The organism is Cytobacillus firmus NBRC 15306, assembly GCF_001591465.1.
Lineage (GTDB): Bacteria > Bacillota > Bacilli > Bacillales > Cytobacillaceae > Cytobacillus > Cytobacillus firmus.
The window spans coordinates 103,482-117,332 of record NZ_BCUY01000001.1 but is presented as its reverse complement, the minus strand read 5'-3'; the positions used below and the strand labels follow the sequence as shown (position 1 = coordinate 117,332).

General features: G+C 41.1%; 12 protein-coding genes. 9 read left to right on the top strand and 3 right to left on the bottom strand.

The annotated features are described in order from the left end of the window. Positions 1-68: 68 nt before the first annotated feature. The 3 genes from sdaAB (at position 69) to BFI01S_RS00575 (ending at position 2,857) form a co-directional block, all read left to right on the top strand. Positions 69-731, top strand: coding sequence for an L-serine ammonia-lyase, iron-sulfur-dependent subunit beta (gene sdaAB / locus BFI01S_RS00585; protein ID WP_048010159.1), 663 nt, complete (start codon positions 69-71; stop codon positions 729-731). A gap of 31 nt (positions 732-762) precedes the next feature. After that, positions 763-1,641, top strand: a complete 879-nt coding sequence (gene sdaAA, locus BFI01S_RS00580; RefSeq protein WP_048010158.1) for an L-serine ammonia-lyase, iron-sulfur-dependent, subunit alpha — start codon at positions 763-765, stop codon at positions 1,639-1,641. A gap of 100 nt (positions 1,642-1,741) precedes the next feature. Continuing rightward, on the top strand, positions 1,742-2,857 hold the full coding sequence (locus BFI01S_RS00575) for a thermonuclease family protein (protein WP_061790867.1): 1,116 nt from the start codon (positions 1,742-1,744) through the stop codon (positions 2,855-2,857). An 83-nt stretch (positions 2,858-2,940) separates the two neighbouring features. Here BFI01S_RS00575 and BFI01S_RS00570 read toward each other — a convergent pair whose 3' ends face one another. After that, positions 2,941-3,171 carry a hypothetical protein gene (locus BFI01S_RS00570; RefSeq protein WP_235831064.1) on the bottom strand — a complete coding sequence of 77 codons (231 nt, stop codon included), beginning with the start codon at positions 3,169-3,171 and terminating at the stop codon, positions 2,941-2,943. A gap of 177 nt (positions 3,172-3,348) precedes the next feature. Between BFI01S_RS00570 and BFI01S_RS00565 the strand changes: the two genes are divergently transcribed. The 3 genes from BFI01S_RS00565 to BFI01S_RS00555 all read left to right on the top strand — a co-directional run bounded on the left by BFI01S_RS00565 (position 3,349) and on the right by BFI01S_RS00555 (position 5,764). Beyond that, positions 3,349-4,299 (top strand): Gfo/Idh/MocA family protein, encoded by a 951-nt coding sequence (locus BFI01S_RS00565; RefSeq protein WP_235831063.1) that lies wholly within the window; start codon positions 3,349-3,351, stop codon positions 4,297-4,299. 190 nt (positions 4,300-4,489) lie between these two features. Next, positions 4,490-5,209 (top strand): YebC/PmpR family DNA-binding transcriptional regulator, encoded by a 720-nt coding sequence (locus BFI01S_RS00560; protein WP_048010155.1) that lies wholly within the window; start codon positions 4,490-4,492, stop codon positions 5,207-5,209. Between the two features lie 363 nt (positions 5,210-5,572). Continuing rightward, positions 5,573-5,764 (top strand): hypothetical protein, encoded by a 192-nt coding sequence (locus BFI01S_RS00555; RefSeq protein ID WP_035332513.1) that lies wholly within the window; start codon positions 5,573-5,575, stop codon positions 5,762-5,764. A 51-nt stretch (positions 5,765-5,815) separates the two neighbouring features. On the opposite strand, the gene srtD is transcribed toward BFI01S_RS00555, so the two are convergent. Together srtD and BFI01S_RS00545 are read right to left on the bottom strand one after the other, a co-directional pair. Continuing rightward, positions 5,816-6,415 (bottom strand): class D sortase, LPxTATN-specific, encoded by a 600-nt coding sequence (srtD, locus tag BFI01S_RS00550; protein WP_061790864.1) that lies wholly within the window; start codon positions 6,413-6,415, stop codon positions 5,816-5,818. Further along, positions 6,412-7,596 (bottom strand): processed acidic surface protein, encoded by a 1,185-nt coding sequence (locus BFI01S_RS00545; RefSeq protein WP_061790863.1) that lies wholly within the window; start codon positions 7,594-7,596, stop codon positions 6,412-6,414. The genes srtD and BFI01S_RS00545 overlap by 4 nt, the downstream gene beginning before the upstream one ends. A 361-nt stretch (positions 7,597-7,957) precedes the next feature. On the opposite strand from BFI01S_RS00545, the gene BFI01S_RS00540 reads away from it, so the two are divergent. The 3 genes from BFI01S_RS00540 (at position 7,958) to paaA (ending at position 13,843) form a co-directional block, all read left to right on the top strand. After that, a complete protein-coding gene (locus tag BFI01S_RS00540; RefSeq protein WP_061790862.1) occupies positions 7,958-11,344 on the top strand; it encodes a hypothetical protein in 3,387 nt (1,128 codons plus the stop codon). A 197-nt stretch (positions 11,345-11,541) separates the two neighbouring features. Continuing rightward, positions 11,542-12,849: a phenylacetate--CoA ligase family protein gene (locus BFI01S_RS00535; RefSeq protein WP_061790861.1), complete on the top strand. Its 1,308-nt coding sequence runs from the start codon at positions 11,542-11,544 to the stop codon at positions 12,847-12,849. A gap of 34 nt (positions 12,850-12,883) precedes the next feature. Continuing rightward, a complete protein-coding gene (paaA, locus tag BFI01S_RS00530; protein ID WP_061790860.1) occupies positions 12,884-13,843 on the top strand; it encodes a 1,2-phenylacetyl-CoA epoxidase subunit PaaA in 960 nt (319 codons plus the stop codon). Positions 13,844-13,851 lie beyond the last annotated feature (8 nt).

The following is a 13,851-nucleotide window of genomic DNA, read 5'->3' as shown; positions in this document are numbered from 1 at the left end:
TAAAATAGATGCTGTTATCATTACAGCTGTCTCCAATTATAGACCTTAACAGTAAAGGGGCATACAAAATGAAATACAGATCAGCATTTGATATTATCGGTCCGGTTATGATCGGACCTTCAAGCTCTCATACAGCAGGAGCTGCACGCATTGGACGTGTTGCCCGGACTCTTTTTGGTAAACAGCCGTCCAAAGCAGAGATTTCCTTATATGGTTCTTTTGCAAAAACCTATAAAGGACATGGCACGGACGTGGCGATTGTTGGCGGTATCCTTGACTTTGATACCTTTGACGAGCGAATTCCTTCTGCCCTTCAATTAGCTGAAGAAGCTGGGATTGAAGTCATTTTTACAGTTGAAGATACTGTTACAGACCATCCTAATACGGTAAGAGTGAAGCTGACTGAAGGTGATCGTGAAATTGAACTTGTAGGAATATCCATTGGCGGCGGAACTATTGAAATAACTGAACTGAATTCCTTTGAACTTAAATTATCCGGGGAGCATCCTGCCATTTTAGTTGTTCATAACGATCAGTTTGGTGTTATCTCCGCTGTAACGAATATTTTATCCAAGCACCAGATCAACATCGGACATATGGAAGTTTCGCGCAAGGAGAAAGGAAAAATGGCCATCATGGTTATTGAAGTGGATCAGAAGATCGACCAGGATGTGATGACGGAGCTTGAAGGGCTTCCAAATGTAACGCAAATAATCAGAATGGTTGACTAATAGTTAGCTGGTCATCAGGAGGGAAAGTCTAATGTTATTTAGAAATGTTGCTGAGCTTGTAGAGCTCGCTGAAAATAAAGGTGTAAAAATAGCTGAAATCATGATTCAGCAGGAGATAGAAGTAACGGGATTAACACGTGATGAAATTATTGCCAAAATGGACCGCAACCTGACTGTCATGGAACAGGCAGTTGAGAGGGGACTCAAAGGGGTAACATCTGTGACAGGACTTACAGGCGGCGATGCAGTTCTTCTGCAAAAATACATTCAGAGCGGAAAGGCTTTATCAGGAAATATTTTATTGGATGCTGTCAGCAAAGCAGTCGCAACCAATGAAGTTAATGCAGCAATGGGTATAATTTGTGCCACACCGACAGCAGGTTCAGCGGGCGTGGTGCCGGGTACGTTGTTCGCTGTAAAAGAAGTCCTCAAACCCACACGGATGGAAATGATCGAATTCCTGTTTACTTCCGCAGCTTTTGGCTTTGTTGTGGCTAACAATGCCTCCATTTCAGGTGCAGCTGGAGGATGTCAGGCGGAGGTCGGGTCTGCAAGCGGCATGGCGGCAGCTTCCATCGTAGAACTGGCAGGCGGAACACCAAAGCAGGCCGCTGAAGCGATGGCAATTACACTTAAGAATATGCTGGGCCTTGTATGTGATCCAGTTGCCGGACTAGTAGAAGTTCCATGTGTAAAGCGGAATGCCATGGGTGCATCCAATGCCATGACAGCTGCCGATATGGCACTTGCCGGAATTACGAGCAGAATTCCATGTGATGAAGTCATTAACGCAATGTTCCTTATTGGGCAATCGATGCCTTCAGCATTAAGGGAAACAGCTGAGGGAGGACTCGCTGCAACGCCAACCGGCAGAAGACTGCAAGAAGAGATTTTTGGTAAAAAGCAGTAATACTAAACACCAATTCATTAGTGAATTGGTGTTTAAATTTGGAACGAAAAAAGGTATGCTTATTTTGGATCATTTTTAAAAGGGGAGAGAAAAAAGAGTTTTGAAAGTTATAAGAGGGACTATTATTACTATTATTATTGTGTTTATGCTTTTAATGGGCATAGCTGCTCCTGCAGCATTTATCGGGTTAGCAGTCTTTTTAATTGGTTTATATTTTAGTAACCAGCACCGTAAATATAAAATAAATTTTAAAAAATCCGGCTGGATTATGACAGCAGGCTTCATTTTATCCATTTTTTTAGCAGCTGCAGACTCCGATGCAACTGAAACTGTAAGTGAGCCTGAGAAGGAACAAATACAATCAGAAGAGAATGAAGCAGATAAGAAAGCTGAAGAAGAAAAGCTTGCCCAAGAGAAGGCTGAAGAAGAGGAAGCAAAAAAGCAAGCTGAGGAGCAAGCACGGCTAGAAGCAGAACAGGAAGAAAAACAGAAGCAGGAAGAGGCTGAAAAGCAAAAACAGGAACAGGAACAAAGTCAGGCTGCAGAGAGCTTGGGTCTTGAATTAGTTACCGTTGGCAGAGTAGTAGACGGTGACACAATTGAAACATCTGACGGGAGGAAAGTCCGCCTGATTGGAGTGAACACTCCCGAATCAACAACAAGAGTGGAAGAATACGGAAAAGAAGCAAGCCAATTTACCACATCTGAACTGACTGGCAAGAAAATTTGGATGCAAAAGGATGTCTCAGACACAGATCGGTATGGCCGCCTGCTGAGAATCGTTTGGCTGGACATCCCGGCGGATGATATGGACGAAGATGAAATACGTGAAAAAATGTTCAATGCCCATTTGGTTCTGAATGGTTATGCGGAACCATCCACCTACAATCCGGATGTAAAATACAGTGAATACTTCAGGAAATTCGGCAGGGAAGCAAGAGAAGCCAACAAAGGATTATGGTCTCTTGGGGATGAGGGAACCACAAAAGGGGACCTGGATTCTGCAGCTGCGAGCGGTACGTCAAGCAATACCGGTAATAGCGGGTCGAATGACAGCAGCAGTGCCGGCAATACAACTTCTTCAGAAAGCGGTTCAGAGTCTTACAAAAACTGTACGGAGTTAAGGAAGGTATATCCAAATGGTGTGTCATCTACACATCCTGCATATGATTCAAAGCATGATAGAGATAAGGACAATTATGCTTGCGAACGATAAGAGAAGGGCTGGCTCCAGATATAGAGCCGGCCTCTTTCAATCGGCTCATTAACAATAAAGAACACTGGCGCCTGCCCAGTGCTCTATGAGGATCTTTTATGGTGGCCATTCAATTTAATAAGAGAACCTCTTTTAATCCAATAATGAAAGTTTTCTGCAGGGAAAACTCCGCGTCCATTCGATTTGTCCATCTGAATGACTACGCTGTTCTGGGTCACCTCCAGAATTTTAAGTGTTTGGGAGCGGTTAAGATTTGGCATGAAGGTACTTGTGATTTCAAATTGCATATCCTTATCCAGATCCAATGGTGGCACCTCCTAATTGTTTTATTAAACTTAGTATCCCCATACTAAGTTTTTCTATCCAATTATTGGCCGGTATATTTTTGGTCCATATTCTTTGAACTCATAAGAAAAATTAAACTTTTGAATATTTGCAATTAACGTTATAATTCAACTTAGTATATGATTTTTCATAAGAAGGTGAAGTATGTGAGAGAAAAGATTAAAGTTGGATTAATAGGGATGGGTGCCGTAGGGGAAAGAATACTCCGTCAATTTCGGCAGCATGAGGAGTTTGATATTGCAGCACTTTGTGATCGAAATGCCGGACAATTAGATAAATTTAGGGCTGAGCTGCCGGATGCTGCAATGCATGCAAATTATTTGGATTTGCTTCAGGATGAAACCATCAAGCTGATCTATTTAGGGGTTCCGCCAAAATTTCATCATACAATAGCAATGGATATTATAAAGAGCGGCAAGCATCTTCTTTGTGAAAAGCCTCTGGCCAATTCCATTGAAGAAGCAAAGGAAATGTATGAAGCGGCTGAGAATGCCGGGATAATCCATGCAATGAATTTTCCCATGGCATATAGTCCGGCTTTTAAATTGTTTATGGATAAGATACATAATGGTGAACTTGGTAAGATTAAGAAAGTCGAACTGCACCTGCAGTTTAAGCAATGGCCGCGTGAATGGCAGCAGAACGATTGGATTTCCAGCAGGGAACAGGGAGGGTTTATAAGGGAAGTAGCCCCCCACTTTATTCACATGATTCACGATATCTTTGGAGAATTGGACTATGTCCATTCTTTTGTAGAATACCCTGAGGATGAACGTTTGTGTGAAACAAGCTTTTCATCTTTATTAACGCTGCCAGGCGGCATTCCGGTTCTATTTAACGGAATAGCCGGAATCGGGCAGCAAGAACATCTGTCTTTTAAAGTTTTTGGTGATAAAGGAACTTTGGATATGCAGAACTGGAGTATTCTGATTCAAAGTACCGCTGAAAACAGCGGAGAAATTATAAGGCTTGATGAGCCGGAAACCAGTCTTCCAGCAGAGTTCCTCAAAGCAATAAGAGGAGATAAAGCGTTATTAGTATCCTTTAAAGAAGGGTACAAGGTGCAAAAGGTATTAGAAAGAATCCTATTGAACTGATCAGAGGCACATTTGTGTCTCTTTTTTCAACTATCCTCCATCTTTATCTCATGCAGCTTCTTATGAAACAATGCTCGAAAAAGTCCCGTGTTTTAATGTATAATAATCTGGTGAGAGTTCTTCTGATTACAGAAGAACCTATTACTCATTAAAAATTTCATAGATCCAAAGTTGAAAGAGAGTGGGACATATGGGCCGTAAATGGAACAATATCAAAGAAAAGAAAGCCTCAAAAGACGCAAATACGAGCCGTGTTTATTCCAAGTTTGCACTTGAGATATATGTGGTTGCCAAGCAAGGGGAGCCTGATCCGGAAGCAAACCAGGCCCTGAAATTTGTGCTTGAGCGTGCAAAAACATATAACGTGCCAAGAAATATTATTGATCGTGCAATAGAAAAAGCAAAAGGCGGAGCGGAAGAAAACTATGATGAGCTTCGCTACGAAGGATTCGGGCCTAGCGGATCCATGATTATTGTTGATGCATTAACGAATAACGTAAATCGCACAGCTTCTAATGTACGTGCTGCATTTGGAAAGAATGGCGGAAATATGGGTGTGAGCGGATCTGTTTCCTATATGTTCGACTCAACCGCTGTTATCGGCATTGAAGGCAAATCAGAGGAAGAAGTACTGGAAATACTAATGGAAGCAGACGTAGACGCACGTGATATTCTGGAAGAAGAAGATACGGTAATTGTATATGCAGAGCCCGATCAGTTTCATGCAGTTCAGGAAGCATTCAAGTCAGCAGGCATCAATGAGTTTGCTGTTGCTGAATTAACAATGCTCCCGCAAAATGAAGTCACCCTTGAAGCTGATGCACAGGTACAATTTGAAAAACTGATTGACGCCCTTGAAGACTTGGAAGATGTCCAGCGTGTATATCATAATGTTGATTTAGGTGAATAATGGAGAAGAGGAGTCCGCTTAATAGCTGGGCTCCATTTTTATTTAATAAGTTTTCTATAATAATGTTATGTAAACTACAAATCCAATTTCATTTCCACTAAATGAAATTGAGGTTGTCGAAAAAAATGAACCTTTATTAAAATAGTGACGGTAAGTGCAGTTTTATGGTGATATCAGATGATATCTGTCGAATATCATATTGCTAGCAAACGCTATTTATGTCTGCCTGAAACAGATAATGACTTTAACTTCCCATTGAAAGATTTTAATTCTGGTTATTGGAAAATAACTGAAATAAATATTTCTGTGTTTTAATCACTGCAGTGATGGGAACAAAAATAGGGAAAGGAGAGTTTTACACACATGAATACGTTTAAGGTTATTTATACTTTTGAAAAAGGTGTTACCGTAACAGAAGAGATTGAGGCAGAAAATAAATCCGAGGTAATCGGGAGCATTAAAGATCTGGAAGGATATGTAGAACTGACATGTACTGAAGGTCATTATCACCGATTTGATTTCGCTGATGTAAAGCTAGTCACAATCACAGAATAAAAGGAAGGCCGGAATCGGCCTCCCCCCAAGCCCGCCTGATTAGCGGGCTTTTCACTTTCTAACAAGATCCCCAATCAGAATGTATCTCTGTGGCGCATCTCCAATAAAATTAAATGGGTAACAGGTTGTTAAAGTCAGAGTTGCTCGAGGTTTTGGTACAATAACTGTTCTGTCGTCTGCATCGACAATTCTAATTTTACGCACCTTATAAGTGAACTCACCGGCTGAAGTATTCACGACAAGCAGATCGCCTGTCTCTACTTCTCCAAGTTTACGAAAGACGGTATCCCGGTGGCCGGACAGGACAGAATTGTCCTCTTCTCCAGGAAGGACGCTGCCTGCATAATGGCCAACGCCTTTTTCCAGCTCATCCTCATCCGTGCCATGAAAGATTGGCAAATCCGTTGATATCTTCGGTATTGACAGGACACCCATTTCTTCGCCCATTTTAGGACGGACATTGTAAAGGTTATGAAGCTCCGTTTTTTGTGCGGCCTTCACTTCTGTTTTTACATTGCTGCTCGGGGGAGGTATATGGGCTGAAGTCTTTTGATCATTCAGATATGGCATAACATTTGAAGCGGCAAGCCAAACCCCACCCAAAATAAAAGCCAGACCAATAACTCCTTTTAACGTGAGTTTTCTTTTCACGCCTCTTTCACTTTCCGTCTGAGTAAAATGGCAATCCCAATTAGGAGAAGTCCAATGCCTGCTAATACTCCTTCAAAATAGTTTCCTGCTGTGTTTGGCAGTTTTCCGCCTTTCACAGTTTTTACATGCTTTGAAACCTGTTTAACTTTATCAGGATCTTGTTTTTTAATTACCGTTTCGGCCTGATTCAAATCGGTCACTGTGTCTTCTATAAGCTCAGAACTGAACATCTCAGCTGTAATAATCATATCTGCCAGGAACTGGCCTTGTGTATTATAAAGCTCTATAAGCAGGTCATAGCCTTTTGTATCTTCTAAAGCAACCATTTCAGCTGTTGTTAAATGGACCTTCTCACCATCTTTCACAAGGTAAAACTCGGCATCAAGCTGGAACAGATCCATAATTTCCTGCATAATGCTAATTAGTTCTGCAATTTCTGTTTCTGTTAAGTCATCGGCACTGTCAAACTCGCCAAATGCCATTAACCGGCTTTCAAGATTCATCATTTTATCAAGCAATTCTGGATTCTCGAAATCCAAAGTCATAAAATGTGCAAATAATGCTTCAAGTTCTTCATCGGTAAGACCTATATCTTCAAGTATTTGAGTCATTTCGTCTTCACCGGGCAATTCATCGCCGCCCAGATAAATGGAAACCATGATATCAAGATCCTCAATATATTCGTAGTTTTCAAGGTAGTCATCGTTCTCCTCAAGCAGAGAAAGGAGCTCTTCTTTTGTAAGACCATAATCATTTAATAGCTGCTGAAGGGTTTGGTCGTTAATTTCAGTGCCTGTATAGGTTAAAAAAGAAACAGTTGAATCCAATGCATCAAAATATCTAAACACATCGCGAACATCATCAGTTGGTTCCATTTCTCCATTCTCAACCAGCAGTGCCGTTAATTCTTCCTCATTTTCAAAACCATAGTCAGCTAAGAGCTGCTGAAGGTTTTCTTCAGTAATAGGCTCACCAAGATACTCAATCATTTCTTCGATGGTCTCGAAATCTTCAATACTCATATCCCAAAAGTATTCCAGATGGTCATTTAAGCCTTCTTCAGCCCAATTTGTTTCCTTCAGGAATTTTGCCACTTCCTCATCGTTTGGTGCTGCAAGGCTGACAGCAGGAAACAGGCTCAACAAAAGGATCGATGCTATAACTATACTTAGTCTTTTCAATGGTGGTTCCTCCAAATAAGATAATTAATTCTAGAATAATATAATGGAAAAAATATTTTTCGGATAGAATTGTTATTTGGAATTTTATTAGCTATAATATTTAGATTTTTTTGCAGCAGAAAGGGACGGAGGGAATGCTTGTTTATCAAGGGGTTTAATAATTGGGGGGATAGAATTTTGATGAGAACTGAGCGTGAAATTCCTTATTAAACCATTTCTTCCTGTAATTAAATAAGGTTTATATACCCATCCCGGAAAAGTAATAAATGCCAAAATAGGGATTGATTAATTGGTTCAAAATGTGTAAAATTACACTAATAAATCCAAACGATTAATATTCTATCTAAAAGAGGTGGATCCCTTGAACTCAGCAACAGAAAAATATCACCAGGACATATTTCAAGTTGAACTCACGAAATTGAAAGAGAAAGACTATATTTCATCAGAACATTATGAAATAACCATGAAAGCCCACCATCAGTACTATCAGGACCTTGAAGAGCTGAAAAGAGAGCACATCAAGGCTGCAAAAGTTGCATTAGAAATCAGTCAAAAGCCCATTCAGCAGGCAAAAAAAACTGAGAAAAAGAAATTATCTCAGGAAGAAATCCGAGAAAGGAATATTTCCTGGCTGCTGAATATTGGAGTCATCCTGCTCCTTATCGGAGGACTTTTTGTGGCAACAAGCAACTGGGCAACAATGTCAAATTTCATGAAAAGTGCATCCATTGCAGTAGTTTCACTTCTTTTCTATGGATTTGCGTTTATTTCAGGAAAGGTGCTGAAAATTGAAAGGACATCGTTTGCTTTCATTGTTCTCGGGAGTTTATTTTTGCCAATATTTATTTTGTCTATCGGCTGGTTTGAATTGCTTGGTCCGTATCTTTCCTATTATGGGGAAGGACGCTATATACTCGGAGCGGCTGGCAGTTTATTGATCTTCCCAGTATACAGTATATTTGCACAAAAACTGGACTCCCGTCTTTTTGTCTGGTTTGCTTATATTGCCCTGACTGCATGTGCTGGTTATACTCTGGCAGCATTCAGCCTTGAAAATGACAGTTTTTATCTTGGATTGATGCTATTTAATGCTCTTCTGTCTGCAGTCTTTCATCGCATGAAAAAGCATTCTTCCCTTAAATTGTTTACAAGAGAAATGATTTGCTTTGCTCAAATCAATTTATTAATCTCTACATTATTGATGCTTGTCTTTTTCAATAGCCATGTTTTTTACAGTGTGAATATCCTGCTGACAGCAGCCGTTTATTTATCAATGGTGTATGTAACTGGCAGGAAGGAGTTTCATTTCGTCTTCAGCTTATTGGTTGTCTATGGTGCTTATCAGCTGATTGAAAATTCGATGTTAAATGCAGCTGGCCCAGTTTTCTTTGCGCTTGTCGGAATTGGTTTTTTGTTTGTTCCTTTGGTTATGGATAAGCAATACTACTGGGAAAAGATTTTTAGAATGACCAGTGCAGCCGTATCGATACTTGCTTTTCTCTATATTTCAGTTGAAGGAATTCTTTTAATGGCCGGCGAACCCTCTGCATCACTGCTGCTGGCTTATACAATACTCGCGGTGCAATTTATATATTTGGCAAATGTCATGGCAAACGGGCTATTTGCTTATCTGGCACCTGTATTTTTAGCTGCTGCCCTATTTCAAGCAGTTCTTATGCTGGATAAAGCCGCCTCGTTCAGCAATCTATCTTTACCTGTATTCTCCATTGGCTTTATGCTTTTTATCAGTTTTGGGTATCTGCTTAAATATCCGTTCTTAAAAGTCGTGGAATCAAGCTCACGCGATGTGGCTATAAGTATTATGCTATTTTCGGTTCTGACAGCTGCAGGACTTCTTGATTGGCTTGATGCAGGCACCATGCTATTAATCTTCAGCTTTGTCCTGTTCCTCATGAATAAGGCTGAAAATCGGACTTTTTATACAGAAGCGATTCCATGGGCTATTCCATTGTCAATCGGGTTTGCCTTTATGTTTTATGGTGAACATCTGCGAAGCTATTCACGCTTTTATCAGAATGAGCTGGGTATGGCCATGAATACCATATTGGCAAGTATAGCCCTCCTTATCCTTTATGGTATTCTTTTTAAGAAAGGGTACAAAAATCAAGCCAAAAACGTGTTTATAATATTACTGGGATTTTATACAATCTCACTGTTTACAGCAGCTGCTTTGACAATCAATGAAGTCTGGATGAGACCCGCAGTATTTATAGGCGGTATTATTATGTATCTTGCCCTGTATCGCCTCCATAAGCAAAGCTGGATTCCGTATGCGTCAGCATCGATTTCCCTTTTTGCTTACTTTATGATTTTGATTGGTTTACCATTTAACTTTCCCTTTTTTAATTGGGTCCAATTTCCGCTAGGGGCATGGATCCTCCTTGGTGCGGCTTTCTGTATTTCTAATAAAGACTTTGTCCTGGCAAGAGGGTTCAGCTGGATTGGCCAAATTTACATGCCTTTTGCCATGATCTTGACATTTTTCATTTATAGGGAAAACAGTATTTGGCCCTTCATGATCACCCTGGCAGTCTATTGGATAAGTTTCAGGGTTTCTGCAAAAGAGTGGAAAATAAAGATATTCCTCTACAGCTCATTTATTACTTTGTTTAAGGTGATCTTGACGGGTATGGAGCATATTTTGGGGGACAGCTATAGTGAGTATGCCATATTAGCAGTAAGCTGTGCTGTATTCTTATTCTGGATGACTGGTAAAACTCAGGATAAACAGAGGAGTGTTTACTTTTTTATACCCTGGACTGTGATTGGCATATTGGCTTTTCTGGCGTCATATCCCTTTGGAGTTCTCCCGTTTATCGTTTCTATTATCTATATAGCAGGGTTAATCTTATATATGCATAGAACCAAGCTTGATATATTAGGTGTTATTCCACTTTTTTTACTGTATGCCGCAGTACTTAAATTCCTATTCATTAACGGTATTGCTCCAGATATGAAAATTGTGATTTCAGCCGGCTTCGGCACGGCTGCGGTTTTCATCGGCAAAATGGCATATGCCAAAATATTAGTTGGCAAAAAAGCGGATAGCTACACCATTATTTCCCTGCTATTTTTACTTACCGCTCATCTTTTTCCGGCGGTTTCCCTATGGGCGGAAGTTCTACCTGGACTCCTGATGAGTGCATTTTTATTTTTACAGCGTGGCAGAGTGGCATCTCAATACTTTAGGCTGCCTGGATTGCTTGCAGGAGCAGCATTACTGGAGCCCTATTATAGTCTAATAAGGAATATTGAAATACCGGATCTTTTTATAAGAGAGGCATATGTTCTCCCTTTGATCATACTGATTATTTTTTTCAGAAAAGTGCTGAAGGGGCAGTACTCAAAGCTGACCAGTAAAATTCAGTGGGGAGTTCTTGTAGCAGTATCCCTGCTGCTTGTACAGGATGCTCTTGCAAGTAATACGGTTTATGATGCACTTATAGTCGGTACGCTCTCACTGATCTCGATGCTCGCTGGCACTTTTTGGAGGATAAAGTCTTATTTCTTTGTAGGCTCTGGGGTTCTGCTGCTGAATGTCCTGCTTCAGACCAGACCATATTGGGGGAACCTCCCTTGGTGGGCGTACCTTTTAATTGCCGGCTCTATTCTCATTTCTGCAGCAAGCTATAATGAATGGCAAAAACAAAAAACAGCAAAGGGTGAAGAGCCGTTAATTTCTAAATGGAAAAATAACATAGTGAATAAGTTAAAAGAATGGTCCTGAGAGATTTTACCTAGCCCTTTATTATATGGGCTAGGTCTTTTTATTATCTTTTCAATAAATAAGTAAATTTTCAGAAAATAAGTTGACTTTTTCCTGTTTACACGGTATCTTTGTGTTAAATATATAACACTTATTTTATCTAACGATATTTAAACGTTATATTAAATTATTATCCTAATATTTTAGGAGGTCATGTCTTGATTCTGCATGATATTGAAACGGAAAGCCGCGATATGATAGAAGAATTGCAGCTGTACCGGCTCAGGCAGACAGTGGAGAGAGTAAATAACCATGTGCCTTTTTATCGGAAAAAGTTTTTGGAAAGTAATATTGCACCTCAAGACATTACCAGCCTGGATGATATTCAAAAGCTGCCCTTTACTGTTAAAGCAGATTTGCGGGAACATTACCCATTCGGGCTTTTTGCTGTGGATAAAAAAGAAATTGTGCGTCTGCATGCTTCTTCAGGAACGAGCGGAAAGCCGACTGTAGCGGGCTACACCCGGAATGACATCGAAATGTGGAGTAATCTGATAGCCAGGGCAATCTCCATAGGAGGAGGCGAACCTGGTCAGACATTGCATAATGCTTACGGATACGGGCTGTTTACCGGCGGATTGGGGCTGCATTATGGCAGCGAACAGCTTGGCATGGCAACCGTACCTGTTTCTGGAGGAAATACTGAGAGACAAATTATGCTGATACAGGATTTTAAGCCGGAAGTTATTTGCGGAACTCCTTCATATGTCCTCAATTTAGCGGAGAAGATGGAGGAGCAGGGAATCGACCCGGCAAGTACATCATTAAAGTTTGGGATATTTGGTGCTGAGCCCTGGTCTGAAGAAATGCGGAGAGCGCTCGAAGCTAAGCTTGGAATTAAAGCATGCGATATTTATGGGCTGAGTGAAGTTATGGGACCGGGTGTAGCTATGGAGTGCCATGAAACTCAGGATGGGCTGCATATTGCAGAAGATCATTTTTATGCGGAGGTGATTGATCCAATAAAAATGACACCGCTTCCAAACGGAAAAGAAGGTGAACTTGTTTTTACCAGTTTAACGAAGGAAGCTTTTCCTGTGATCCGCTATCGTACTGGTGACATTGCCTCCCTTTCTAAAAAGAAATGTGCGTGCGGGAGAACCACGATCCGCATGAGCCGTGTGAAAGGACGCATTGACGATATGCTCAATGTAAATGGTGTAAACGTCTTTCCGTCCGAAATTGAACGGTGTATTCTTCAGGTGCCTGAGCTTGCTCCCCATTATCAGATTCACTTGCAAAAAAAGGGAAGCTTAAAAGCTTTAGAGCTACATGCTGAATGGAGCGAAGAGTTTTATAGGGATATGGGGGAAGCGGAATTCGTAAAAAAGAAGATTCAGGAAGCATTGAAACAAAACTGCTTTATTACCATCAGAATTGTTCTCCATCCGCCCAAAACGCTGCCAAGATCAGAAGGGAAGGCTGTCAGGATTGTTAGTCAGGCAGTGGAAAATGCAGTAACCTGAATGGATTATTTTAAACTCACTGGGGGTGAAACACATGTCAGAAGCTCTTTTCTTTCAAGAAATGACGGAAGAACAAAAATACGGGCAGTTCATGAAACGCATTAATGCAGGAGAAAAAATTGAAGCGGATGATTGGATGCCGGAAGATTATCGAATGACATTAATCAAATTAATTTCAATGCATGGTATCAGTGAAATTATGGGAGCACTTCCTGAAAAGGAATGGGTGCCGAAAGCCCCTTCATTAAAACGCAAGCTGGGCATCATGGCAAAGGTGCAGGATGAGATGGGACATGGTCAGCTGCTGCTTCGAGTTGCGGAGGATTTAATGAAGCCCCTCGGCAAATCCCGTGAAGATATTATGCAGGATTTATTCAGCGGCAGACTGAAATTCCACAATGTCTTTCATATGGAAGCACCAACATGGGGAGATGCAGGTCTGATTGGCTGGCTGGTTGACGGTGCTGCGATCATTACCCAGACCAATATGCTTAACGCGTCCTATGGACCTTATGCTAGAGCGCTTAAAAGAATTTGCGCGGAAGAGGTTTTTCATGCCCAGCATGGTGAAGCCATAATTATGGCCCTGGCTGAAGGAACCGACGAGCAAAGAGCGATGGTTCAGGATGCTGTTAACCGATGGTGGGAAGCGCTGTTAATGTTCTTTGGCCCGGGTGACGCCTCTACAACAGGCACTTCCAAACAGGACACAACGATAAAATACAGAATTCGGACAAAGACGAACGAAGACTTAAGACAGGACTTTTTTACAAAATATATTCCCCGTGTTCTCTCGCTTGGCCTCACTCTGCCGGACGAGTCGATGCACTTCGATCAGGAGCGGGAGCTTTGGGTTTATAAGCAGCCTGATTGGAATAGGTTCAAGGACATTATTAAAAATAATGGGCCAAAATCTCAGGAGCGGCTCGGCCTCCGGCGCACAGCTTATGATACTAACAAATGGGTGCGGGAAGCTCTCAATACTGCAAACTAAACCGTTCA

What these genes read in the sequence shown, in the direction of transcription:
- BFI01S_RS00555 (WP_035332513.1), top strand. Translation starts at nt 5,573, where the DNA reads ATGAATACGTTTAAGGTTATTTATACTTTTGAAAAAGGTGTTACCGTA.
- sdaAB (WP_048010159.1), top strand. Translation starts at nt 69, where the DNA reads ATGAAATACAGATCAGCATTTGATATTATCGGTCCGGTTATGATCGGA.
- sdaAA (WP_048010158.1), top strand. Translation starts at nt 763, where the DNA reads ATGTTATTTAGAAATGTTGCTGAGCTTGTAGAGCTCGCTGAAAATAAA.
- paaA (WP_061790860.1), top strand. Translation starts at nt 12,884, where the DNA reads ATGTCAGAAGCTCTTTTCTTTCAAGAAATGACGGAAGAACAAAAATAC.
- BFI01S_RS00560 (WP_048010155.1), top strand. Translation starts at nt 4,490, where the DNA reads ATGGGCCGTAAATGGAACAATATCAAAGAAAAGAAAGCCTCAAAAGAC.